This window comes from Pseudomonas sp. Irchel s3b2 (genome assembly GCF_900187445.1).
Lineage (GTDB): Bacteria > Pseudomonadota > Gammaproteobacteria > Pseudomonadales > Pseudomonadaceae > Aquipseudomonas.
The window spans coordinates 16,150-41,502 of sequence record NZ_FYEB01000004.1; the positions used below are offsets into that span (position 1 = coordinate 16,150).

At 62.4% G+C, this 25,353-nt stretch carries 2 protein-coding genes (1 of these 2 only partly in view); both read left to right on the forward strand.

From position 1 onward, the window contains the following. A complete protein-coding gene (locus CKW20_RS11635; protein ID WP_095053035.1) occupies positions 1 to 12,399 on the forward strand; it encodes a non-ribosomal peptide synthetase in 12,399 nt (4,132 codons plus the stop codon). Continuing rightward, positions 12,399 to 25,353 carry the 5' portion of a non-ribosomal peptide synthetase gene (locus CKW20_RS11640; protein ID WP_095053036.1) on the forward strand. Its footprint extends 560 nt past the window's final position, so only the first 12,955 of its 13,515 coding nucleotides appear in the window; its start codon is at positions 12,399 to 12,401; its stop codon lies beyond the right edge, outside the window. Before CKW20_RS11635 ends, CKW20_RS11640 begins: the two co-directional genes overlap by 1 nt.

Sequence of the window (25,353 nt, forward strand, 5' to 3'; positions counted from 1 at the left end):
ATGAATGCTGAAGACTCCTTGAAACTTGCTCGCCGGTTTATCGGGTTGCCCCTGGAAAAGCGCCAGATGTTCCTTGCGGCCTTGCACAAGGAGGGCGTGGACTTCGCCCGTTTTCCGATTCCGCAAGGGGTCGAGGCCGAGGACCGGCAGGCGCTGTCCTACGCTCAGCAGCGGATGTGGTTTCTCTGGCAGCTGGATCCGCACAGCGGCGCCTACAACTTGCCGGGCGCGGTGCGTCTGAGCGGACGGTTGAACCTGCCGGCCCTGGAGCAGGTGTTCGCCAGTCTGGTGGCGCGTCATGAAACCCTGCGCACGCTGTTCCAGCGTCAGGCCGACGAGACCCTGCAACAAGTGCCAGCCAGTGCGCCGCTGGTGATCGAGCAGGTCGATTTCAGCGCGTTGCCGGCCCTTGAACGCGAGCAGGCCGTGGCTGAGGCCGCCCGGGAGCAATCGCTGCTGCCGTTCGACCTTGCCGTCGGGTCGCTGCTGCGGGTCAAGCTGCTCAAGCTCGCCGAGCAGGAGCACGTGCTGCTGCTGACCCTGCACCATATCGTTTCTGATGGCTGGTCGATGAATGTGTTGATCAATGAGTTCATCCGCTGCTACGACGCCCACGATGCAGGCACGCAACCGCAGCTCGCACCGTTACCGATTCAGTACAGCGACTATGCGTTGTGGCAACGCCGCTGGCTGGAAGCCGGCGAGCAGGTGCGGCAATTGGAGTACTGGCAAGCACAATTGGGCTTTGATCATCCGATGCTGGAGTTGCCGACCGATCACCCGCGCCCGGCGATGCCCAGTTATCGCGGTACACGTTATGAGTTCGGAGTCGATGGTCAACTGGCCGAGCAATTGCGTGCCACCGCGCAGAAACACAACATCACCTTGTTCATGCTGTTGCTCGGCGCTTTCAACGCGTTGCTGCACCGTTACACCGGGCAGACCGACATTCGCATCGGCGTGCCGATCGCCAACCGCAACCGCGGTGAAATCGAAGGCCTGATCGGCTTCTTCGTCAACACCCAAGTGCTGCGCACCCAGCTCGACGGCCAGACCCGCGTGGCGGATTTGCTCAGTGACATCAAGGAAACCGCCCTCGGCGCCCAGGCCCATCAGGACTTGCCGTTCGAGCGGCTGGTGGAAGCGTTGAAGCTGGAGCGCAGCCTCAGTCACACACCGTTGTTCCAGGTGATGTACAACCACCAGCCACAGGTCGCGGACATTTCCACGGTGACCACCGCGTCGGGCCTGGAGCTAGGCGTGATCGAATGGGAAGGGCGTACCACTCAGTTCGACCTGACCCTGGACACCTATGAAAAGGCCGGCAAACTGCACGCCGCGTTGACCTATGCCAATGACCTGTTCGACGTCGAGACGATCGCCCGCATGGCACGGCACTGGACTCATCTGCTGCACGGCATGGTCAGCGACAGCCAGCAGCGCATCAGCGATTTGCCGTTGCTTGAAGCGGCGGAATACCAGCGCATCGTCCATGACTGGAACCGCGCTGACCAAGGTTTCGCCGACAACCTGTGCATCCATGAGCTGATCGCCAGGCAAGTCGCGGCCATGCCAGACGCGCTGGCGGTGACCTTCGTCGCAAAACAACTGACCTACGCCGAACTCGACGCTCAGGCCAACCGTCTGGCTCACAAGCTGATCGAGTTGAATGTTGGCCCGGAAGTGCGGGTCGGCGTGGCAATGCAGCGCTCCGACAGCCTGCTGGTGGCGTTGCTCGCGGTGCTCAAGGCCGGCGGTGCATATGTGCCGTTGGACCCGGATTACCCGGCCGATCGCGTGGCCTACATGCTCGAAGACAGTCGGGCACTGGTTTTGCTGACCGAGCGGGCTGTTGCTGCAACCTTGAACGTGACGGCGGGTACCCAAGTGCTGCTGATGGACGCCGCCGAGCCATGGCTGGCCGCTTACCCGAGCAGCGCGCCGGTGTCCCGCGTCACACCGGATAATCTCGCGTACGTGATCTACACCTCCGGTTCTACCGGCAAACCCAAAGGCGTGGCCATCGCCCATCGCAATGTGCTGGCGCTGATCGACTGGTCGCGGTCGGTGTACAGCCGCGACGATATTCAGGGGGTATTGGCGTCGACGTCCGTGTGTTTCGACCTGTCGGTGTGGGAGCTGTTTGTCACCCTGGCCAATGGCGGCTCGGTGATCATCGCGCGCAATGCCCTGGAGTTGCCGCAATTGCTGGCTCGTGATCAGGTGCGCCTGATCAACACCGTGCCATCGGCGATCAATGCATTGCAGCGCGACGGACAGATTCCGCCGAGTGTGCGCATCATCAACCTCGCCGGTGAGCCGCTGAAGCAGAGCCTGGTGGATGCGTTGTATCAGCAGCCGACCCTCGAGCACGTCTACGACCTCTACGGTCCATCGGAAGACACCACCTATTCCACCTGGACTCGGCGCGAAGGCGGCGGCACCGCCAACATTGGTCGGCCACTCAAACACACCGCCAGCTATTTGCTGGACGCCGATCTGCAACCGGTGCCCCAAGGCGTATCGGCCGAGCTGTACCTGGCCGGCGCGGGCATCACTCGTGGTTACCTGGGCCGGCCGGGCATGACCGCCGAGAAGTACCTGCCGAACCCGTTCGCCGGCAACGGCGAACGCCTGTATCGCACTGGTGACCTGACCCGTTATCAGGTCGACGGTGCATTGCAATACGTCGGTCGAATCGACCATCAGGTCAAGGTTCGCGGTTTCCGCATCGAACTCGGTGAGATCGAAGCGCGGCTGTTGCAGCAGGACGCGGTACGCGAACTGGCGATGCTGGCTCAAGACGGCACCAACGGTCAGCAACTGGTCGCCTATATCGTGCCGACCGATGCTGCCGTGCTGGCGGACGATGCCGATGCCGATGCTCAAGCGAGCCTGCGTGAAACCCTGAAAGCCGCCCTGCGCCAACATTTGCCGGACTACATGGTTCCGGCTTATCTGTTATTCCTCGAACAATTGCCGTTGACACCCAACGGCAAACTCGACCGCAAAGCCTTGCCCGCGGTCGACGGCACTCAGCAGCAACGCGAACACGTGGCGCCACGCACGGTGATGGAAAAGTCGCTGGCAGCGATCTGGCAGGACGTCCTGGCCATCGACAACATCGGCCTGGAAGACAACTTCTTCGAGCTGGGCGGTGACTCCATTGTGTCGATGCAAGTGGTCAGCCGCGCGCGTCAGTCGGGCATCGTGTTGAGCCCCAAAGACCTGTTCCAGCATCAGACCATCCGCAGCCTGGCGCAAGTGGCCCGCAGCGGCGAACAAAACCTGATCGATCAAGGTCCGGCCGTTGGTGCGGTGGCCCTGGCGCCGGTGCAGCATTGGTTCTTCGAGCAAGCCATTGTGCAGCGTCAACACTGGAACCAGTCGCTGCTGCTGGTCCCACGCGAAAGGCTGGATGACGGGGCGCTGGAGCAAGCATTGACGCAGTTGCTCACGCATCACGACGGTTTGCGTCTGCGTTATGAAATGACTGATGCCGGTTGGCAGCAAGCCTATGGCGCGGCGTCCAGCGAGTCGGTGTTGTGGCAACGCTCGGCGCAATCGGTCGAAGCACTGAATGCCTCGTGCGACGAAGCCCAGCGCAGTCTTGATCTGAGTCACGGTCCATTGCTGCGAGCGCTGTTGGTGGACATGGCCGACGGCACGCAGCGGCTGCTGTTGGCTATTCATCACCTGGTGGTGGACGGTGTTTCGTGGCGGGTGTTGCTGGAGGATCTTCAGCAGTTCTACAGTCAGGTACGCGACGGCTCGACACTGACCGCTGCGGCGAAAACCAGTTCCTACCAACGCTGGGTGGCGCGTCTGCAAAGCCATCTGCCCACGTTCCAGAACAGTGTCGATTATTGGCAGGCACAACTGCGCGATGCGCCGCAAAACGACTTGCCGTGTGACCACCCTGACGGTGCACTGCAAAACCGTTTCGAGCAGAAAGTTGAACTCATCTTCGACGCCGAACAAACCCGCAAACTACTGCAAAAGGCACCGGCGGCGTATCGCACGCAGGTTAACGATCTGCTGCTGACCGCGCTGGCGCGGGCCGTTTGCCGCTGGACCGGGCAGGGCAGCACGCTGATCCAGCTCGAAGGGCATGGCCGCGAAGACCTGTTCGACGACATCGATTTGACCCGCACCGTCGGCTGGTTCACCAGCCTGTTCCCGGTCAACCTGAGCCCGGCCGGCGATCTCGGCGCATCGATCAAAACGGTCAAGGAGCAACTGCGCGCGGTGCCGGACAAAGGTCTGGGATACGGTGCGCTGCGCTATCTGGCCGATCCGCAAATTGGCGCCGCACTGGCGGCCCTGCCGCAACCGCGCATCACCTTCAACTACCTGGGGCAATTCGACCGCCAGTTCGACGAAGCGGCTCTGTTTGTGCCGTCCAGCGAAGGCAGTGGAGCGGCCCAGGATCCGTCGGCGCCGTTGGCCAACTGGTTAACGGTCGAAGGTCAGGTGTACGGCGGTGAGCTATCAATGAGCTGGGGCTTCAGCCGTGAGATGTTCGACACGGCGACCATCCAGCAGTTGGTTGATCAATACTCCGTCGAACTCAATGCGTTGATCGAACATTGCTGCACCCTCGAAACCCCACAGGCTACACCGTCGGACTTCCCGCTGGCGCGCATCACCCAGGCACAACTCGATGCACTACCGGTGGCCGCCGGGCAACTCGACGACCTCTACCCGCTATCGCCGATGCAGCAGGGGCTGTTGTTCCACACCCTTTACGAGCAGGCGGCGGGCGAGTACATCAATCAGCTGCGGGTGGATGTGCAAGGCATCGACCCCGAGCGTTTCCTCGCGGCCTGGCAGGCCACTGTCGATACTCAAGACATCCTGCGCACAGGCTTTGTCTGGCAGGGCGAACTGGAGCAACCGGTTCAGATCGTCCACAAACAGGTTCAGTTGCCGTTCACTGTGCTGGACTGGCGTGAGCGTGGCGATCAGGTTCAGGCCTTGCGTGAACGGGCCGATGCCGAACGCCAGCAAGGCTTCGACCTGAGCCTGGCGCCGTTGCTGCGACTGGTGCTGGTGCAAACCGCGGCTGATCGCTGGCACCTGATTTACACCCACCACCACATCCTGATGGATGGCTGGAGCAATTCGCAGTTGCTCGGCGAAGTCTTGCAGCGTTACAGCGGCCGGGCGCCGGTGCCCTCTGTCGGGCGCTATCGCGATTACATCGGTTGGCTGCAACGTCAGAATGGGCAATTGAGCCAGGACTTCTGGCGCGAGCCGTTGGCCGCTTTGCAAGAGCCGACCCGACTGGCCCTGGTGGTGTCCGGCAACGAAACCCTGAGCGGGCACGGCGATCACTTCCAGACCCTGGAAGTCAGCCGCACTCAAGGCCTTGAAGCCTTTGCCCGGCAACAGAAAGTCACCCTCAACACTCTGGTGCAAGCTGCGTGGCTGCTGTTGTTGCAACGCTACACCGGTCACGAAACGGTGGCCTTCGGCGCTACGGTAGCCGGGCGTCCGGCAGACTTGCCCGGTATCGAGCAAGCTGTCGGCTTGTTCATCAACACCTTGCCGGTGATCGGCGCGCCGCGTCCGGACCAGAGCGTGGGCCACTGGTTGCAAGCGGTACAGGCGCAAAACCTCAGCCTGCGCGAGTTCGAACACACGCCCCTGGCGGACATTCAACGCTGGGCCGGGCAGGGTGGCGAAGCACTGTTCGACAACATTCTGGTGTTCGAGAACTACCCGATTGCCCAGGCGCTGCAACAAGGCGCGGAGCAAGGCGTGGTGTTCGGCGAAGTCGCCAACCTTGAGCAAACCCACTATCCGTTGAGCGTGGCCGTGACGCTGGGCCAGACGTTGGCGCTGCATTACAGCTTCGACCGGGCGCATTTTTCCACGTTGGCGATCGAGCGCATCGGTGCGCACCTGCTGCAACTGCTGGAGCAGTTCGCCGAGTCGGCCGAACGCAATCTTGGTGAAATCGCCCTGGCCAGTGCCACCGAGCTGGCGCAGCAACAGGCCGATAACCAGCCGCAACCGTACCCGGTGAACATCGCCGTTCATCAGCGCATCGCCGAACTCGCCGCCCAGAGCCCGGAGCGCACGGCGGTGATCTTCGCCGGTCAGCGTTTCAGTTATGGCGATATCGACCGACGCGCCAATCAGTTGGCCCACGCCCTGATCGCGGGGGGTGTCGGCCCGGAAAGTCGGGTCGGCGTGGCCTTGCCGCGCAGCGAAGGGGTGATCGTTGCATTGCTGGCGGTGCTCAAGGCCGGCGGTGCCTACGTACCGCTGGACACCAGCTACCCGCGTGAGCGCCTGGCCTATCTGATTGAGGATTCGGGTGTGGCATTGTTGCTGACCGATTCTTGTGTTTCTGCGCAATTGCCGGTGGATGATTCGGTCCCGGTGCTGGAGCTCGACCGCCTCGATCTGCGCAGCCAATCCCTCAATGTGCCCAAGGTGCAGCTCGATCCGCAGAACCTCGCTTACGTCATTTACACCTCCGGTTCCACCGGCAACCCCAAAGGCGTGAGCGTTGCCCATGGCCCGTTGGCGATGCACTGCCAAGCCATCGGCGAGCGCTATGAAATGCGTGACAGTGACTGTGAATTCCACTTCATGTCTTTCGCATTCGACGGCGCCCACGAGCGTTGGCTGACCAGCCTGACCCACGGTGCCTCGCTGCTGATTCGCGACGACAGCCTGTGGACTCCGGAACAGACTTACAACGCCATGCGCGAACACGGCGTGACGGTGGTGGCGTTCCCGCCGGTCTACCTGCAACAACTGGCCGAGCATGCCGAACGTGAAGGCAATCCGCCGAAGGTGCGGATCTACTGCTTCGGCGGCGATGCCGTGCCCAACGCCAGTTTCGAGCGGGTCAAGCGCGCGCTCGATCCGGACTACATCATCAACGGCTACGGCCCGACCGAAACCGTGGTCACGCCGCTGATCTGGAAGGCCGGGCGCGAGGTGCCGTGCGGTGCGGCCTATGCGCCGATCGGCAGCCGCATCGGTGATCGCAGTGCTTACGTGCTGGACGCCGACCTGAACCTGCTGCCCCAAGGTATGGCCGGTGAATTGTACTTGGGCGGCACGGGCCTTGCCCGGGGTTACCTGAACCGTCCGGGGCTGACGGCGGAACGGTTTGTCGCCGATCCGTTCAGCGCTGTCGGTGGCCTGCTGTACCGCACCGGCGACCTGGTGCGTCAGCGTGCCGACGGCACTTTCGATTATCTGGATCGCATCGACAATCAGGTGAAAATTCGCGGTTTCCGTATCGAGCTGGGAGAAATCGAAGCGCGCCTGCAAACCCTCGAAGGTGTGCGCGAAGCCGTGGTGGTTTCCCAGGAAGGCACCGCCGGCAGCGGCAAGCGCCTGGTGGCTTATGTGGTGGCCGACGCGCTCAATGCCGATCGCGCCGATTTCGCCGAAAGCCTGCGCGAACAACTTAAAGCCGCGCTGCCGGCGCACATGGTCCCGGCCTATTTGCTGCTGCTTGAGCGCCTACCGCTGACCCCCAATGGCAAACTCGACCGCAAGAATCTGCCAAAACCTGAGGTCAGTCAGTTGCAGCAAGCCTATGTCGCCCCGCAAAGTTTGCTGGAGCAGCAACTGGCGACGATCTGGCAGGACGTGCTGAAACTCGATCAGGTCGGTTTGAGCGACAACTTCTTCGAGCTGGGCGGCGATTCGATCATCTCGATTCAAGTGGTCAGCCGCGCCCGACAGGCCGGTATCCGCTTCACGCCAAAAGACCTGTTCCAGCACCAGACCATTCAGGCACTGGCCACGGTGGCGCGGCTTGGCGAACAGGCTCAGGTCATCGATCAGGGGCCGGTAACGGGCGAACTGGCGTTGTTGCCAGTGCAGCAGGTGTTCTTCGAACAGGCCATCCCCGAGCGACAGCACTGGAACCAGGCGGTGATGCTCAAGCCGACGCAAACCTTGAATGCCAACGTGCTGGAGCTGGCTTTGGGCGCACTGGTTGCGCACCACGATGGCTTGCGCTTGAGCTTCGCCGAGCAGGCCGAGGGTTGGCAGGCGCAGTACCGCGCGCTGGACAGCCAGACCGATGCGATGGTCTGGGCGGTCGATGTCGCCGACGCCACGGCACTGGAAGCGGTGGCCAACGAAGCGCAACGCAGCCTGAACCTGCAAGACGGGCCACTGATGCGTGCGGTGCTGGCGAACCTCGATGACGGCAGTCAGCGACTGTTGCTGGCGATCCACCATTTGGTGGTGGACGGCGTGTCGTGGCGCATTCTGTTCGACGATCTGCAAACCGCCTACCGTCAACTGTTGACCGGCGAAACCCTGCAATTGCCAGCTAAAACCAGCGCCGCCAAGGTCTGGGCCGAGCACCTGCAAACCTACGCTCACAGCGCTGAACTGCGCACCGAACTGGTCTGGTGGCAACAGCAGTTGCAAGGCGTCGAAGTGGCTTTGCCGACGGATAATCCCCAGGGCGGGCAACAGAACCGACACGCACTGACGGTGCGCACGCAACTGAACAAGGAACTGACCCGCCAATTGCTGCAAGACGCCCCGGCGGCCTATCGCACCCAGGTCAACGATTTGCTGCTGACCGCACTGGCCCGCGTCATGGTGCGCTGGACCGGCGCCGACAGCGCGTTGATCCAGCTCGAAGGCCATGGCCGTGAAGAGCTGTTCGACGGCGTTGACCTGACCCGCACGGTCGGCTGGTTCACCAGCCTGTACCCGGCGAAACTGACGCCGGTCGCTGACCTTGGCGGCTCGCTGAAACAGATCAAGGAACAGCTGCGCGCGATCCCGAACAAGGGCGTCGGTTTTGGCGCGCTGGCCCATCTGGGTGACGAGGCTGCACGTAAAACTCTCAGCCAATTGCCGGTACCGTGCCTGACCTTCAACTACCTGGGCCAGTTCGACGGCAGCTTCACCGAAGCTGACGGCGCGTTGTTCGTGCCGTCCAGCGAAGCGGCTGGCGATGAACTGGATGCCCACGCGCCATTGGCTAACCAACTGGCCCTCAACGGTCAGGTGTATGGCGGCGAACTGAACCTGGGCTGGACCTTCAGCCGTGAAATGTTCAATGAGGCGACCATCCAGGGTCTGGCCGACGATTACGCACTGGAACTGCAAGCACTGATCGCCCATTGCTGCCGGACCGGAAATCACGGCGTCACTCCGTCGGACTTCCCGCTGTCGCGCTTGAGCCAGGCACAACTGGACGGCTTGCCGCTGGCGCCGCAGTCGATCGAAGACCTGTATCCATTGTCGCCGATGCAACAGGGCATGTTGTTCCATGCCGTGTACGAAGAAACCACCGGCGATTACATCAACCAGTTACGCCTGGACGTCGAAGGGCTCGACCCCGAGCGTTTCCATCAGGCCTGGCAAGCGGCCGTGGATGCCCACGACATTCTGCGTACACGATTTGTCTGGCAGGGCGAACTGGAAAACCCGGTGCAAGTGGTCAGCAAACATGCACTGATGCCTTACAGCCTGCATGATTTGCGCATGCATCCGCAGCGCGATCAGGCCTTGCAGACGCTCGCCGACACGGAACGCCAAAACCTGGACCTGAGCGCATCGACCTTGTTGCGCCTGGTGATTGCGCGCATCGATGACAACCGTCATCACCTGATCTACACCAACCATCACATCCTGATGGATGGCTGGAGCAACTCGCAGTTGCTCGGTGAAGTGCTGCAGCGTTACAGCGGTCAGTTCAACGCCACTCACGGCGGACGTTATCGTGATTACATCGCCTGGCTGCAACGCCAGGACATGGCGGCCAGCGAAGCGTTCTGGACCCCGGCGCTGCACGCGCTGGACGAGCCGACGCGCCTCGCTCACACCGTCGCGCGGCCATCGACGGCTGATAACGTCCTGGGCTACGGCGATCATTACCAAGTGCTGGATGTCGAACAGACCCGGCGTCTGGGCGAGTTCGCCCGGGCTTCGAAAGTCACCGTCAACACGCTGGTGCAGGCCGCCTGGTTGCTGCTGTTGCAACGCTACACCGGTAAAAACACCGTGGCCTTCGGCGCGACAGTCGCGGGTCGTCCGGCCGACTTGCCGGGTGTCGAGCAACAGATCGGTCTGTTCATCAACACCTTGCCGGTGATCGCAAGCCCACGGGCCGAGCAATCGCTCAATAGCTGGCTGCAAGCGGTGCAAGCGCAGAACCTGGCATTGCGCGAGTTCGAACACACCGCGTTGTTCGATATTCAGCGCTGGGCCGGGCAGGGCGGTGAAGCGCTGTTCGACAACATTCTGGTGTTCGAGAACTACCCGATTGCCCAAGCCCTGGAGCAGGGCGCCCCGCAAGGACTGCGCTTTGGTCCGGTGGCAAGTCATGAGCAGACCAACTATCCGTTGACTCTGCTGGTGGGCCTCGACACGCAACTGTCGGTGCACTTCAGCTATCAGCGCGCCAGTTTTGCGCCGGCGACTGTGGCGCAATTGGCGGCTCATTTGCAGCACCTGTTGAGCCAGATGATCGACACCGGTGAACGCTGCCTCGGTGAGTTGGTGCTGCTCGACGAAGCCGAACAACAGCAGGTATTGGTCGACTGGAACCGCAGCGCCGCCGAGTACCCGACCGACCGTTGCATCCATCAATTGATCGAGGCCCAGGCTCTCTGCACCCCGCAAGCCACGGCACTGGTGTTCGCCGGGCAATCTCTGAGTTATGCCCAACTCAATCGCCAGGCCAACCAACTGGCGCATCGACTGATCGAACTGGGCGTCGGCCCGGATCAATTGGTCGGTATCGCCATCGACCGCAGCCTGGAAATGCTGATCGGTCTGTTGGCGATTCTCAAGGCGGGCGGCGCCTACGTGCCGCTGGACCCGCAATACCCTGAAGATCGGCTGGCGCACATGATCGAAGACAGCGGTCTGCAACTGCTGCTGACCCAGGCGCATTTGCTCGGGCAACTGCCGATTCCGGCCGGCGTGCAGACCCTGTTGCTCGACCCGCAAGGCGAGCACGCTCGTGGTTACAGCGAGGCTGATCCGCAGGTATCGATCAGCGCTGAAAACCTGGCGTATGCGATTTACACCTCCGGTTCCACCGGCAAACCCAAAGGGGTAATGGTGCGCCATCAGGCGCTGGTGAATTTCGTGGTGAGCATGCTCAAGGAACCGGGCATCGATGCCCAGGACCGCATGCTGTCGCTGACCACGTTTTCGTTCGATATTTTCGGCCTGGAAATTTACGGGCCGCTGCTCAGCGGTGCCCGTGTGGTGCTGGTGGACAAGCAAACCGCCCAGGATCCGCAAGCGCTGCTGGAGATGATCCGGCAACAGGCGGTCACGGTGGTGCAAGCCACGCCGTCGACTTGGCGCATGTTGCTCGACCACGAACAGGCTCCCATCCTGCGGGGCTGTAAATTCCTCTGCGGCGGCGAAGCGTTGGCCGATGACCTGGCCCAGCGCATGCTTGGCCTGGCGGGGCAGGTCTGGAACCTTTATGGCCCGACTGAAACCACCATCTGGTCGGCGGCCTGGCAACTGACCCGCGAACAGCGTCAGCCGTACCTCGGCAAACCGATTGCCAACACCACGCTGTACATCCTTGGCGATGATCTGGCGCCGAACCCGGCCGGCTCCATTGGCGAACTGCTGATCGGTGGCGACGGCCTGGCCCGGGGTTATCACGACCGGGCGGCGATGACGGCCGAGCGTTTCCTGCCCGACCCGTTCGGCAACGGTGCGCGGTTGTACCGCACCGGTGACCTGGCGCGCCATCGTCACGACGGCGTGCTCGAATACAGGGGGCGCATCGACCATCAAGTGAAGATCCGCGGTTTCCGCATCGAACTGGGTGAAATCGAAGCGCGCCTGCTGGAGCAGCCAGCGGTCCGCGAAGTCGCGGTGCTGGCGCAGGAAGCCCTGGGCAGCCAGCAACTGGTGGCCTACGTCGTTGCACCGCAACTGAACCTCGATGCCGCCGACGATCAACTGCGCCTGCGTGATGAACTCAAGGCGCGGCTCAAGGAATGCCTGCCGGAATTCATGGTCCCGGCGCATGTGTTGTTCCTCGTCAGCCTGCCGCTGACCCCCAATGGCAAGCTCGATCGCAAGGCGTTGCCGACGGCGGAGACCAGCCAGTTGCAGGTGCGTTATCTCGCCCCGCAGAGCGAGCGGGAGCAGCAGGTCGCCGCGATCTGGCAGCACGTACTGCAAATCGAGCGCGTCGGCTTGCTGGATAACTTTTTCGAACTGGGCGGCCATTCGTTGTTGGCCGTCAATGTGGTTTCACGCCTGCAACTGGAACTGGGCCTGAAACTGACCCCACAACTGATTTTTCAACACCCCGTACTCACGGATTTCGTCAGCAGTCTGGCAACCGCAGGTGAGCAGGTCGATACGTTGAAACTGAGCAAGCTGGACGCCCTGCTTGACGAAATGGAGGAAGCTTGATGGATACCAATGTCGCTTTGAAGATCGCCCGGCGCTTCGTTACTTTGCCGCTCGACAAGCGCAGGGTCTATCTGCAGAAGATGCTTGAGGAGGGTGTTTCGCCGGCGAACCTGCCGATTCCCGAAACACAGTCGCAGTTCGATCCGGTGCCGCTGTCCTTTGCTCAGGAACGCCAGTGGTTTCTCTGGCAGATGGACCCCGACAGCGCCGCCTATAACATTCCCAGCGCGATGCAGTTGCAGGGCGAGCTCGACGTATCGGCGCTCGAACGCGGCTTCAATACACTGATTGCGCGGCATCAAAGCCTGCGCACGACGTTCCAGCAGCAGGATGAGCGGGCGGTGCAGGTGATTCATCCGCACATGAGCCTGACCGTCGCCGTGCACGAACTGGATGAAACCCCCGGTGCCCTGTCGCCAGAGGCGCAGATTCAGGCGTTCGTGGCTGAACAGGCCGGGCAGCCTTTCGATCTGGTCAACGGGCCGTTGTTGCGCGTCAGCCTGTTGCGCGTTGGTGCACAGGAGCACGTGCTGACCCTGACCCAGCACCACATCGCCTCGGATGGAGCATCGATGCGGGTCATGGTCGACGAGTTGCTGCAACTGTATGGCGCCTACCGTCAGGGCCAAGAACTCACTTTGCCGCCATTGTCGATCCAGTACGCCGACTATGGCATCTGGCAGCGGCACTGGATGGAAGCCGGGGAGCGCGAGCGGCAACTGGACTACTGGCGGGCGCACTTGGGCAGCGAGCATCCGGTGCTGGAATTGCCCACCGATTACCCGCGTCCGGCGGTCCAGAGCCTGCGTGGTGCCCGTCATGAACTGGCGTTGCCGACGGCACTGGGCGAGCGCTTGAGAGCCTTGGCCAAAAGCGAGAACGTCACGCTGTTCATGCTGTTGCTGGCGTCGTTCCAGACCTTGCTGCATCGCTACAGTGGTCAGGCCGACATTCGCGTCGGCGTGCCGACCGCTAACCGCAACCGGGTCGAGACCGAGCGGCTGATCGGCTTCTTCGTCAATACCCAGGTGCTCAAGACCGAATTCGATGCACAGGCCACGTTCAGCGCGTTACTGGCCCAGGTCAAGAACACCGCGATGGCCGCCCAGGCGCATCAGGACCTGCCTTTCGAACAGCTGGTCGAGGCCTTGCAGCCGGAACGCAGCCTGAGTTACAGCCCGCTGTTCCAGGTCATGTACAACCACCAGAGCAGTGGCGCTACCCAAAGCCGGCAGGGCGCGGGCGAGTCAGCGTTGACGATCCGCCACTTGCATCAGCCATCGCGCACCGCGCAATTCGACCTGACCCTGGAAACGTTCGACGGCCCCGAAGGCGTCGGCGCACAGCTGACCTACGCCACCGACCTGTTTGACGGCGCGACCATCGAGCGTCTGGCTCGGCATTGGCAAAACCTGCTGGGCAGCGTCGTTGCCGATCCGCAGCAGCGGGTGGGCGAACTGGCCCTGCTCGAGGAGGCCGAACAACAGCAGGTATTGGTGGACTGGAACCGCAGCGCCGCCGAGTACCCGACCGACCGCTGCATCCATCAATTGATCGAAGCCCAGGCCTTGCGCGCACCAGAGGCCACGGCACTGGTGTTCGAGGGACAATCTCTGAGTTATGCCCAACTCAATCGCCAGGCCAACCAACTGGCGCATCGACTGATCGAGCTGGGCGTCGGCCCGGATCAATTGGTTGGTATCGCCATCGACCGCAGCCTGGAAATGCTGATCGGTCTGTTGGCGATTCTCAAGGCGGGCGGCGCCTACGTGCCGCTGGACCCGCAATACCCTGAGGACCGGCTGGCGCACATGATCGAAGACAGCGGTCTGCAACTGCTGCTGACCCAGGCGCATTTGCTCGGGCAACTGCCGATTCCGGCCAGCGTGCAGACCCTGTTGCTCGACCAGGGCGAGCACGCTCGCGGTTACAGCGAAGCCGATCCGCAGGTATCGATCAGCGGTGAACACCTGGCGTATGCGATTTACACCTCCGGTTCCACCGGCAAGCCCAAAGGGGTGATGGTGCGCCATCAGGCGCTGGTGAATTTTGTGGTGAGCATGGTCAAGGAACCGGGCATTGATGCCCAGGATCGCATGCTGTCATTGACCACGTTCTCGTTCGATATTTTCGGCCTGGAAATTTATGGGCCGCTGCTCAGCGGTGCCCGTGTGGTATTGGTGGATAAGCAAACCGCCCAGGATCCGCAAGCGTTGCTGGAGATGATCCGGCAGCAGGAAGTCACGGTGGTGCAGGCCACGCCGTCGACCTGGCGCATGTTGCTCGACCACGAACAGGCTCCCATCCTTCAGGGCTGTAAATTCCTCTGCGGCGGCGAAGCACTGGCCGATGACCTGGCCCAGCGCATGCTTGGCCTGGCGGGGCAGGTCTGGAACCTTTATGGCCCGACTGAAACCACCATCTGGTCGGCGGCCTGGCAACTGACCCGCGAGCAGCGTCAGCCGTACCTCGGCAAACCGATTGCCAACACCACGCTGTACATCCTTGGCGATGATCTGGCGCCGAACCCGGCCGGCTCCATTGGCGAACTGCTGATTGGTGGCGACGGCCTGGCCCGGGGTTATCACGACCGGGCGGCGATGACCGCCGAGCGTTTCCTGCCCGACCCGTTCGGCAGCGGTGCGCGGCTGTACCGCACCGGCGACTTGGCGCGTCATCGCCACGACGGCGTGCTCGAATACAGGGGGCGCATCGACCATCAAGTGAAGATCCGCGGTTTCCGCATCGAACTGGGTGAAATCGAAGCGCGTTTGCTGGAGCAACCGGCGGTGCGCGAAGTCGCGGTGCTGGCGCAAGAAGCCCTGGGCAGCCAGCAACTGGTGGCCTACGTGGTTGCACCGCAACTGAACCTCGATGCTGCCGACGATCAACTGCGCCTGCGCGATGAGCTCAAGGCGCGGCTCAAGGAATGCCTGCCGGAATTCATGGTCCCGGCGCATGTGCTGTTCCTCGCCAGCCTGCCGCTGACCCCCAATGGCAAGCTCAATCGCAAGGCGTTGCCGGCGGTGGATGCCAGCCAGTTGCAGACGCGTTATGTTGCTCCGCAAAGCGAACGGCAGCAGCAAGTCGCCGCGATCTGGCAGGACGTGCTGAAGCTGGACCGCGTGGGCCTGACCGACAACTTCTTCGAGCTGGGCGGGCACTCCCTGCTGGTCACCCAAGTGGTGTCGCGGGTACGTCGGGTGCTGGACATTCAGGTGCCGTTGCGCAGCCTGTTCGAGCACAGCACCTTGCAGGGTTTCGTCCAAGCACTGGGCGCTGAACAAGACGAACAGCCACCGGCGATGACCAGGGTCGACCGTGATCAACCGCTGGCACTGTCCTTTGCCCAGGAGCGTCAATGGTTCCTGTGGAAAATGGACCCCGACAGCGTCGCCTACAACCTTCCGACCGCGCTGCGAATGCGCGGCGCGCTGGACAAAAACGCGCTGCAACTGAGCTTCCAGGCACTGGTGGAGCGCCACGAAAGCCTGCGCACGGCATTCGTCGAGGAAGACGGCCGGACCTGGCAAGTGATTCGCCCGCAAGGGCGCGTGAGCTTTGTCGAGCAGCGTCTGGCCGCCAGCGATGAGGCGAGCATCAAGGCCTTCGTCGAACAGGAGACGCAACGCCCGTTCGATGTGCTCGACGGTTCGCTGGTGCGTTTCGTCCTGCTGCAGGTCGGCGAACAGGATCACGTGCTGGTGCTGACCCTGCACCACATCGTCTCGGACGCCTGGTCGTTGCAGGTGATGATCGATGATCTGATGGGCCTGTACTCGGCGATCAGCCAGGGCCGGCCGGCCGAACTGCCGGCGCTTGCGGTGCAGTACGCCGACTACGCGATCTGGCAGCGTCAATGGATGGCCGCCGGTGAACGGGATCGGCAATTGGCGTACTGGACCGAAAAGCTGGGCAGCGAACAGCCGCTGCTGGAGCTGCCACTGGATCATCCGCGTCCGGCGCAGCAAAGTTTCCGTGGGGCGCGTTTGCCGATCACCCTCGACGAATCCCTGAGCAATGCCCTGAAGGCATTGGCCCTGCGTGAAAACGTCACGCTGTTCATGCTGTTGCTCGGCTCGTTCCAGACCTTGCTGCATCGCTACAGTGGCCAGGCCGACATCCGCGTCGGTGTGCCGATTGCCAACCGCAACCGCTTGGAAACCGAGCGTCTGATCGGTTTCTTCGTCAACACCCAGGTGCTGCGGGCCGAGTTCGACGGCCAGCTGACGGGCGCTCAATTGCTGCAACAGGTGAAGCAGACGGCCATGGCGGCGCAGATGCATCAGGACTTGCCGTTCGAGCAGTTGGTCGATGCCTTGCAACCGCAACGTAACCTGAGCCACAGCCCGCTGTTCCAGGCGATGTTCAACCACCGCAGCGAAGCGGCGTCAACGCTGGCCGAATCGTTGCCGGGCATCGAGCTGGCAAATCTCAGTTGGGAACACCGTACCGCGCAGTTCGACCTGACCCTGGACACCAGTGATAACCCGCAAGGCCTGCACGCCTCGCTGACCTACGCCACCGATGTGTTCGAGCCATCGACCATCGAGCGCATGGGCCGACATTGGCTGAATCTGTTGCGGGGGCTGGTCGAGGATATCAACCGTCCGGTCGGGCAATTGGCAGTGCTTGATGACCAGGAGCGGCAACTGACGGTTGTCGACTGGAACGCCACCGCCGTCGACTACCCGTTGCACCGCAGCGTGCATGCCCTGATCGAAGAACAGGTCGGTCAAACCCCGGATGCGTGTGCGCTGGTGTTTGCCGAACAACGCTTGAGCTACGCCGAACTCAATGGCCGAGCCAACCAACTGGCTCACGTGCTGATCGAGCAGGGCGTCGGCCCGGATGTGCTGGTGGGCATCGCGGTCGAACGGTCGGTGGAAATGGTCGTGGGCTTGTTGGCGATCCTCAAGGCCGGCGGTGCCTATTTGCCGCTGGACCCGGAATACCCGCAGGAACGCCTGGCGTACATGTTTGAAGACAGCGGCATTCAACTGTTGCTGACCCAGAGCCACTTGCTTGAGCAATTGCCGATCCCGGCCGGCATTCGCAGCCTGGTGCTGGACCAGGACGGCGACTGGCTGGAAGGGCGCAACGACGCCAACCCGGGCATTGATCTCGACGGCGAAAACCTTGCTTACGTGATCTACACCTCGGGCTCCACCGGCAAACCGAAAGGGGCGGGCAACCGTCATTCGGCGCTGGTCAATCGCCTGTGCTGGATGCAACAGGCCTATCGACTCGACGCCACGGACAGCGTGCTGCAAAAGACGCCGTTCAGTTTCGACGTCTCTGTCTGGGAATTCTTCTGGCCGCTGTTGACCGGCTCGACACTGGTAGTGGCCGCGCCGGGTATTCATCGTGATCCGGCGCAGTTGATCGAACTGATCACCACACAACGCATCACCACGCTGCACTTCGTGCCGTCGATGTTGCAGGCGTTCCTGCAAGACCCTTCGGTGGGCGAGTGCACCAGCCTGACCCGGATCGTGTGCAGTGGCGAAGCCCTGCAAGTGGATGCGCAGCAGCAAGTGTTTGCCAAGCTGCCCAATGCCGGGCTGTACAACCTCTACGGCCCGACCGAAGCGGCCATCGACGTCACGCACTGGACGTGCATCGAGGAAGGTCGCGACAGCGTGCCGATCGGCCAGCCGATTGCCAATCTGGGCACTTACATTCTCGATCACGAGTTGTCGCCGGTAGCGGTGGGCGTGATCGGCGAGTTGTATTTGGGCGGCGAAGGCCTGGCCCGTGGTTATCACCGCCGTGCCGCGTTGACCGCCGAGCGCTTTGTCACCAGTGCCTTCGGTGACGGCCAGCGTCTGTACCGCACCGGCGACCTGGCGCGTTATCGTGCCGACGGGGTGATCGAATACGCCGGGCGCATGGACCATCAGGTGAAAATCCGTGGCCTGCGCATCGAATTGGGCGAGATCGAAGCGCGCCTGGCCGAACACGACGAAGTCCGTGAAACGGTGGTCATCGCCCAGGACGGCACGCTGTTGGTCGCGTATGTGGTGCCGGCCCGCGACGCACTGCTGCACGCCGACGATGATGTGCGCAACGCCTTGCAGCGCCGTCTCAAGGAACACTTGAGCCAGACGTTGCCGGACTACATGGTCCCGCAGCATTGGCTGTGGCTGGAGAAAATGCCGGTCAGCCCCAACGGCAAACTGGAACGCAAGGCGTTGCCAAAGGCTGACACGACCACCAGCAGCAAGGCTTACACCGCACCGACCACTGCCACCGAGCAGGCGTTGGTGGAGATCTGGAAAAGCGTGCTGGGTCGGCCGCAGGTGGGTATCAGCGACAACTTCTTCGAGCTGGGCGGCGATTCGATCATCTCGATTCAGGTGGTCAGCCGAGCGCGTCAGGCGGGGATTCATTTCACCCCCAAAGACCTGTTCCTGCACCAGAACGTACAAAGCCTCGCAGCGGTAGCGACCATCGGCGACAGCGGGTTGAGCATCGACCAGGGCCCGGTGACCGGTGACACGCCATTGCTGCCATTCCAGCAGTTGTTCTTTGAGCGTGAGATGGCCGAGCCGCACCACTGGAACCAGTCGGTGCTGCTCAACTCCGCCAAACCGTTGCACGCCCAACACCTGGAGCGTGCGTTGCAGGCACTGATCACGCATCACGACGCGTTGCGTCTGGCCTTCATTCGTCACGGCGACCGTTGGACTGCGCAGCATCGCTCCCTTGCCGAGCAACAGGCGCTCTGGCAACAGTCGCCCCTGCTCTGGACTGCCGGGGTCGCTGATGCGCCGGCACTCGAACAGTTGGGCGAGCAGGCCCAGCGCAGTCTCGAACTGGCGAGCGGCAATCTGCTGCGCGCCGTGCTGGCGAACATGGCCGATGGCAGCCAGCGTCTGTTGCTGGTGATCCATCACTTGGTCGTCGACGGCGTGTCCTGGCGCGTTCTGCTCGAAGACCTGCAACAGGCTTACGAGCAATTGCAGGCCGGCGCGGCGCTCAAATTGCAGGCCAAGACCAGCGCGACCCAGGCCTGGGCGCGACGCTTGCAACAGCATACCGACAGCGCCGCGATGCAGGCTCAGCTGACGTTCTGGCAAGGGCAATTGCAGGATTCGCGCAATGACTTGCCCTGCGATCGACCGCAGGGCGAGTTACACAATCGTCACGCCTTGCACGTGCAGACCCGTCTGGACAAAGAGCAGACCCGCCAGCTGTTGCAGGAGGCGCCGGCGGCCTATCGCACACAGGTCAACGATCTGTTGCTGACGGCTCTGGCGCGAGTGATCGCTGACTGGACGGGCGACGCATCGCCCCTGATCCAGCTCGAGGGCCATGGTCGCGAGGCGCTGTTCGACGAGCTCGACTTGAGCCGCAGTGTGGGCTGGTTCACCAGCCTGTTTCCGGTCAAGTTGACACCGGCGTCCACGCCGCAGGATTCGATCAAGGCGATCAAAGAGCAACTACGGGCGATCCCCGATAAAGGCCTGGGTTTTGGCGCGCTGCGCTACCTGGGCAATGACAGCACCCGGCAGGCGCTGCAAGCCTTGCCCGTGCCGCGCATTACCTTCAACTACCTGGGCCAGTTCGATGCCGGGTTCGGCGACGAGGCGGCTGCACTGTTCACCCCGGCCAGTGAATCGGCGGGTGCCGAGCAAAGTCCATTGGCGCCTCTGGACAATTGGCTGACCCTCAATGGTCGGGTGTATGGCGGCGAATTGAGTATCGGCTGGACATTCAGCGGGCAGATGTTCGATCAGTCGACCATCGCGCGGTTGGCGGATGCTTATGCCCGGGAACTGGGGATCTTGATCGAGCACTGCTGTGAGACTCGGCATCAGGGGCTGACACCGTCGGACTTCCCGCTGGCCGGGTTGACGCAACGCCAGCTCGATGCGTTGCCCGTGGCGCCACGCCAGGTCGAAGATATTTACCCGTTGTCACCGATGCAGCAAGGCATGTTGTTCCACACCCTCTACGAGCAACAGGCCGGCGATTACATCAATCAGCTGTGCGTGGACGTCGAAGGTTTGCAGGTCGAGCGTTTCCGCGAGGCCTGGCAAGCGGCACTGGATGCCCACGATGTGCTGCGCAGCAGTTTTGTCTGGGACGGCGAATTGCAGCGGCCACAGCAAGTGATCCACAAGCGCTTGCCGGTACCGTTCACCTTCCATGATTGGCGTGGGCAAAACGATCTGCCACAGGCGCTCGAAGCGCTGGCCAATGTACAACGGCAACAGGGCTTCGACCTGCATGAGGCGCCTCTGCTGCGCCTGGTGGTGGTACAAGTCGCCGCCGAACGCTTTCAGCTGATTTACACCAGCCACCACATTCTGATGGATGGCTGGAGCAACTCGCAGCTGCTGGGCGAAGTGCTGCAACGCTACAGCGGCCAGGTACCGGCGATCGCGGCGGGTCGTTATCGGGATTACATCCAGTGGCTGCGGCAACAGGACGCGCAGGTTACCGAGCACTTCTGGAAGGGCCAACTGGCGAACTTCGAAGCGCCGACCCGTCTGGCCGACGCGCTCGTTTACCGTGGCAACGAGGCTGGCATCGATACGCAGGGCGAGCATTTCCTGACCCTGGACGCGGCTGTCACCGATGACCTCAACACCTTTGCCCGGGGACAGAAAGTCACCGTCAACACGCTGGTTCAGGCCGCCTGGCTGCTGCTGTTGCAGCGCTACACCGGGCAGGACACCGTCAGTTTCGGCGCCACGGTCTCTGGCCGTCCGGCGCAGCTGAGTGGGGTCGAGCAGCAGATCGGTCTGTTCATCAACACCTTGCCGGTCATCGCCAGCCCCCGTGCCGAACAACCGTTGGCGCAGTGGTTGCAGCAGGTGCAGGCACAGAATCTGTTGCTGCGTGAGCAGGAACATACGCCGCTGTTCGACATTCAGCGCTGGGCCGGGCAGGGCGGTGAAGCCCTGTTCGACAACATTCTGGTGTTCGAGAACTACCCGATTTCCCAGGCGCTGGAGAAAGGCGCGCCGCAAGACCTGCGCTTCGGCGAGGTGGCCAGGCATGAGCAAACCAACTACCCGTTGACGCTGGCGGTGAGCCTGGACAGCCAATTGACGGTGCATTTCAGCTATCAGCACAGCCGTTTTGCCGCGACCACCGTGGCGACACTGGCCGCGCAGTTGCAGCACCTGTTGATTCACATGAGCGCGAGCGCCGAGCGTTGTCTCGGCGAGTTGGAGTTGCTGGACGAAGCCGAACAACAATTGGTACTGCGCGACTGGAACCGCACCGAAGCCTGTGGCGTCGAGGATCTGTGCATTCAGCAGATGATCGAACGTCAGGTCGCCCTCCAGCCGCAAGCGTTGGCCGTGACCTTCGGCAATCGGCAACTGACTTACGCTGACATCGACGCGCGGGCCAATCGTCTGGCCCATAAGCTGATCGAATGCGGTGTCGGCCCGGAAGTCCGTGTTGGCGTGGCGATGCAGCGTTCCGACCACTTGCTGGTGGCGCTGCTGGCGGTGCTCAAGGCCGGTGGCGCCTATGTGCCGCTGGACCCGGATTATCCGGCCGATCGCGTGGCCTACATGCTTGAGGACAGCGGTGCTCTGGTGCTGCTGACCGAACAAGCGGTAGCGATGACGCTGTCCACAGGCGCCAACACTCAGGTGCTGCTGCTCGATCAGCTCGACGCGCCACTGGCGGCTTATCCGCACCACGCGCCGGTGACGACGGTGACCCCGGACAACCTGGCCTACGTGATCTACACCTCCGGTTCCACCGGCAAGCCCAAAGGCGTGGCGATTACCCATCGCAATGTGCTGGCGCTGATGGACTGGTCGCGGTCGGTGTACAGCCGCGACGATATTCAAGGGGTATTGGCCTCGACGTCGGTGTGCTTCGACCTGTCGGTGTGGGAGCTGTTTGTCACCCTGGCCAACGGCGGCTCGCTGATCATCGCCCGTAATGCGCTGGAACTGCCGCATTTGCCTGCACGCGATCAGGTGCGTCTGATCAACACCGTACCGTCGGCCATTGCCGCCTTGCAGGATGCCGGGCAGATTCCATCGGGCGTGCGGATCATCAACCTGGCCGGTGAGCCACTGAGGCAGAGTTTGGTGGAGACGTTGTACCAGCAGGCGAGCATCGAACATGTCTACGACCTGTATGGCCCGTCGGAAGACACCACTTACTCCACCTGGAGTCGCCGCGAAGCCGGCGGCACGGCGAACATCGGCCGGCCGCTCAATGGCACCGCCAGCTACCTGCTGGGTGCGCATCTGCAACCGGCGCCGCTGGGTGCATCCGCCGAGTTGTACCTGGCCGGTGCGGGCATCACGCGTGGTTATCTGGGGCGACCGGCGATGACCGCCGAGAAGTTCGTGCCGAACCCGTTTGCCAACAACGGCGAACGCTTGTACCGCACCGGTGACCTGACCCGTTATCAGGCCGACGGTACGTTGCAATACGTCGGGCGTATCGACCATCAAGTGAAAGTGCGTGGCTTCCGTATCGAGCTGGGGGAAATCGAAGCGCGCCTGCTTCAGGCGCTGAGCGTGCGCCAGGCGCTGGTCGTGGCGCATCCGGGCGCGTCGGGCCAGCACTTGGTCGCCTATGTGGTGTGTGACGACCCGGCGCTGGCGCTTGGCGATGCCTCGGCACAGGCCGTACTGCGCGAAGAACTCAAAGCACGACTTAAGGAAAACCTGCCGGATTACATGGTGCCGGCGCATGTGCTGTTCCTCGAAAGCCTGCCACTGACGCCCAATGGCAAGATCGATCGCAAGGCGTTGCCGAGCATTGATGCCAGCGCGTCGGCCCGGGACTTTATCGCCCCGGTCGGTGAACTCGAAGAACAAATTGCGACGGTCTGGCAGAACGTGCTGGAACTCGACCGGGTCGGTCGCGAGGATCACTTCTTCGAGTTGGGCGGGCATTCCCTGCTGGCGACTCAGGCGGTTTCACGCCTGCGCAAACTCACGGCACAGTCGCTGAGCCTGCGTGACCTGTTCAACCATCCGCGGCTCAAGGCTCTGGCGGCCTGGATGCGTCAGCAACTGGACGCACCAACGAGGGGTGCAGGCGTTGGTTCCGTGGTGCTCAAGGCTCATGGCATCAAGCACAGCGCACCGTTGTCGCTGGTGCAACGCCGCTTGTGGATCGCCGAACAACTGTCCGGCGGCGGCTCCGCCTATGGCATGCCGATGGCCCTGCGTTTGCGCGGTGAGCTGTCGGTCGAGCGACTGTTGAGTAGCTTTGCCGAGGTGGTGCGCCGCCACGAAGTATTGCGCACCGCTTATACGCAGGATGACGAGGGCGATCCGATTGCGCTGATCGCCGAACAGGTCGAGCTGGATTTTCCGCTGATTGACTTGTCCGGTCTGTCGCGCAGCGCTCAGGAAGAGCAGGTGGCGCAAGCGGCGCTGGACAACGCACGCACACCGATCGACCTGGAACAGGCACCGCTGTTGCGTGGGCGCATCCTGCACCTGGGACCGACCGAGCATGTGTTGCTGTACGCCATGCACCACATCATTTCCGACGGTTGGTCGATGGGGGTTTTGATCAACGAACTGGTGCAGATTTACGACCGTGCCGACGACGGCGACCTGACGCCACTGCCGGCACTGGAGGTGCAATATTCCGACTTCGCACTGTGGCAGCAGGCGCTCAAGGCGCAAGGGGTTCTGGGGCAACAGGCCGAGTACTGGAAATACCGCCTCGCCGGTTACAGCGGGCAGTTGATGCTGCCACTGGATAACCCGCGCGGCCTGACACCGTCCTTTGCGGGCGACGCGGTGCAGTTCCGGCTCACCAGTGGTTTGACGGGCGCACTGCGCAAGCTGTCCATGGCCGCGGGCGTCACGTTGTACAGCACGCTGCTGGCATCGTTCCAGGTGCTGCTGCATCAGGTCAGTGGCGCCGCCGATGTGCTGGTCGGCGCCGATGTCGCCGGACGCGAGCAGCCGGAGCTTGAGCGGCTGATCGGTTTCTTCGTCAACGTGCTGCCGCTACGTTCGCGGTTCGAGGCCGGCGCCGCGTTCTCGAACTTCCTCGCGCAGACCCAGGAAACCCTGCTCAGCGCCCTGGAGCATCAGGACCTGCCGTTCGACATGATCGTCGACGCCTCGGGCGTACCGCGACACAAGGGCATGAACCCGTTGGTTCAGGTGTTGTTCGTGATGAACAACCTGCCGGGACGCGTGCAGGCCATGGGCGGTTTGAGCGTGGAAGCGCTGCCGGCGCTCGAGACCCATTCTAAATTCGACATGGCGTTGTTCGTTGACGATGAAGAAGGGCAATTGCTGGGTACTTGGCAATTCGCCACAACCTTGTTCGGACATGAGCGCATTCAGTACCTGGTCAAGGCCTGGATAGCCCTGTTGGAACAGATCGTCGCTGATCAGGACATTCAATTGGGAGCTATCAGCATGCCAGTCGACAACCGCGCGGTGGCCGCCATGCCCGCCGCTGTTCCGGGACCCAAGGCCGACAAGCTCGGCAAGTTTCTCAAGCGTTCCCAGGCCCCGGTCGCCAAGGTCCGGCCTCTGCCGGTGCGTGAATCCCTGCTGGCCGCGCCGCAGCGGTTTCCGTTGCTGCTGGAGCCGAACGAGCCGCAGCTGGACGTGATCGAGTGGATCAACCACAACCGGCCACTGATCGAACAGAAACTGGCCGAGCACGCCGGCATTCTGTTCCGCGGTTTCGAACTGGACGGCATTCAGGGCTTTGAAGCCTTTGCCGAAGCGATCCAGCCAGGGCTCTATGGCCAGTATGGCGACCTGCCGAAGAAGGAGGGTGGCAAGAACACCTACCGCTCCACGCCGTACCCGGAACGCAAGATGATCCTGTTCCACAACGAGAGTTCTCATCAGGACCGCTGGCCGCGCAAGCAGATGTTCTATTGCGAGCAGGCAGCGCCCGTGGGCGGTGCGACACCGGTGGTCGATTGCCGGTTGATGTACGAAAAACTGCCGGCGGACCTGCGTGAAAAGTTCGAAGACA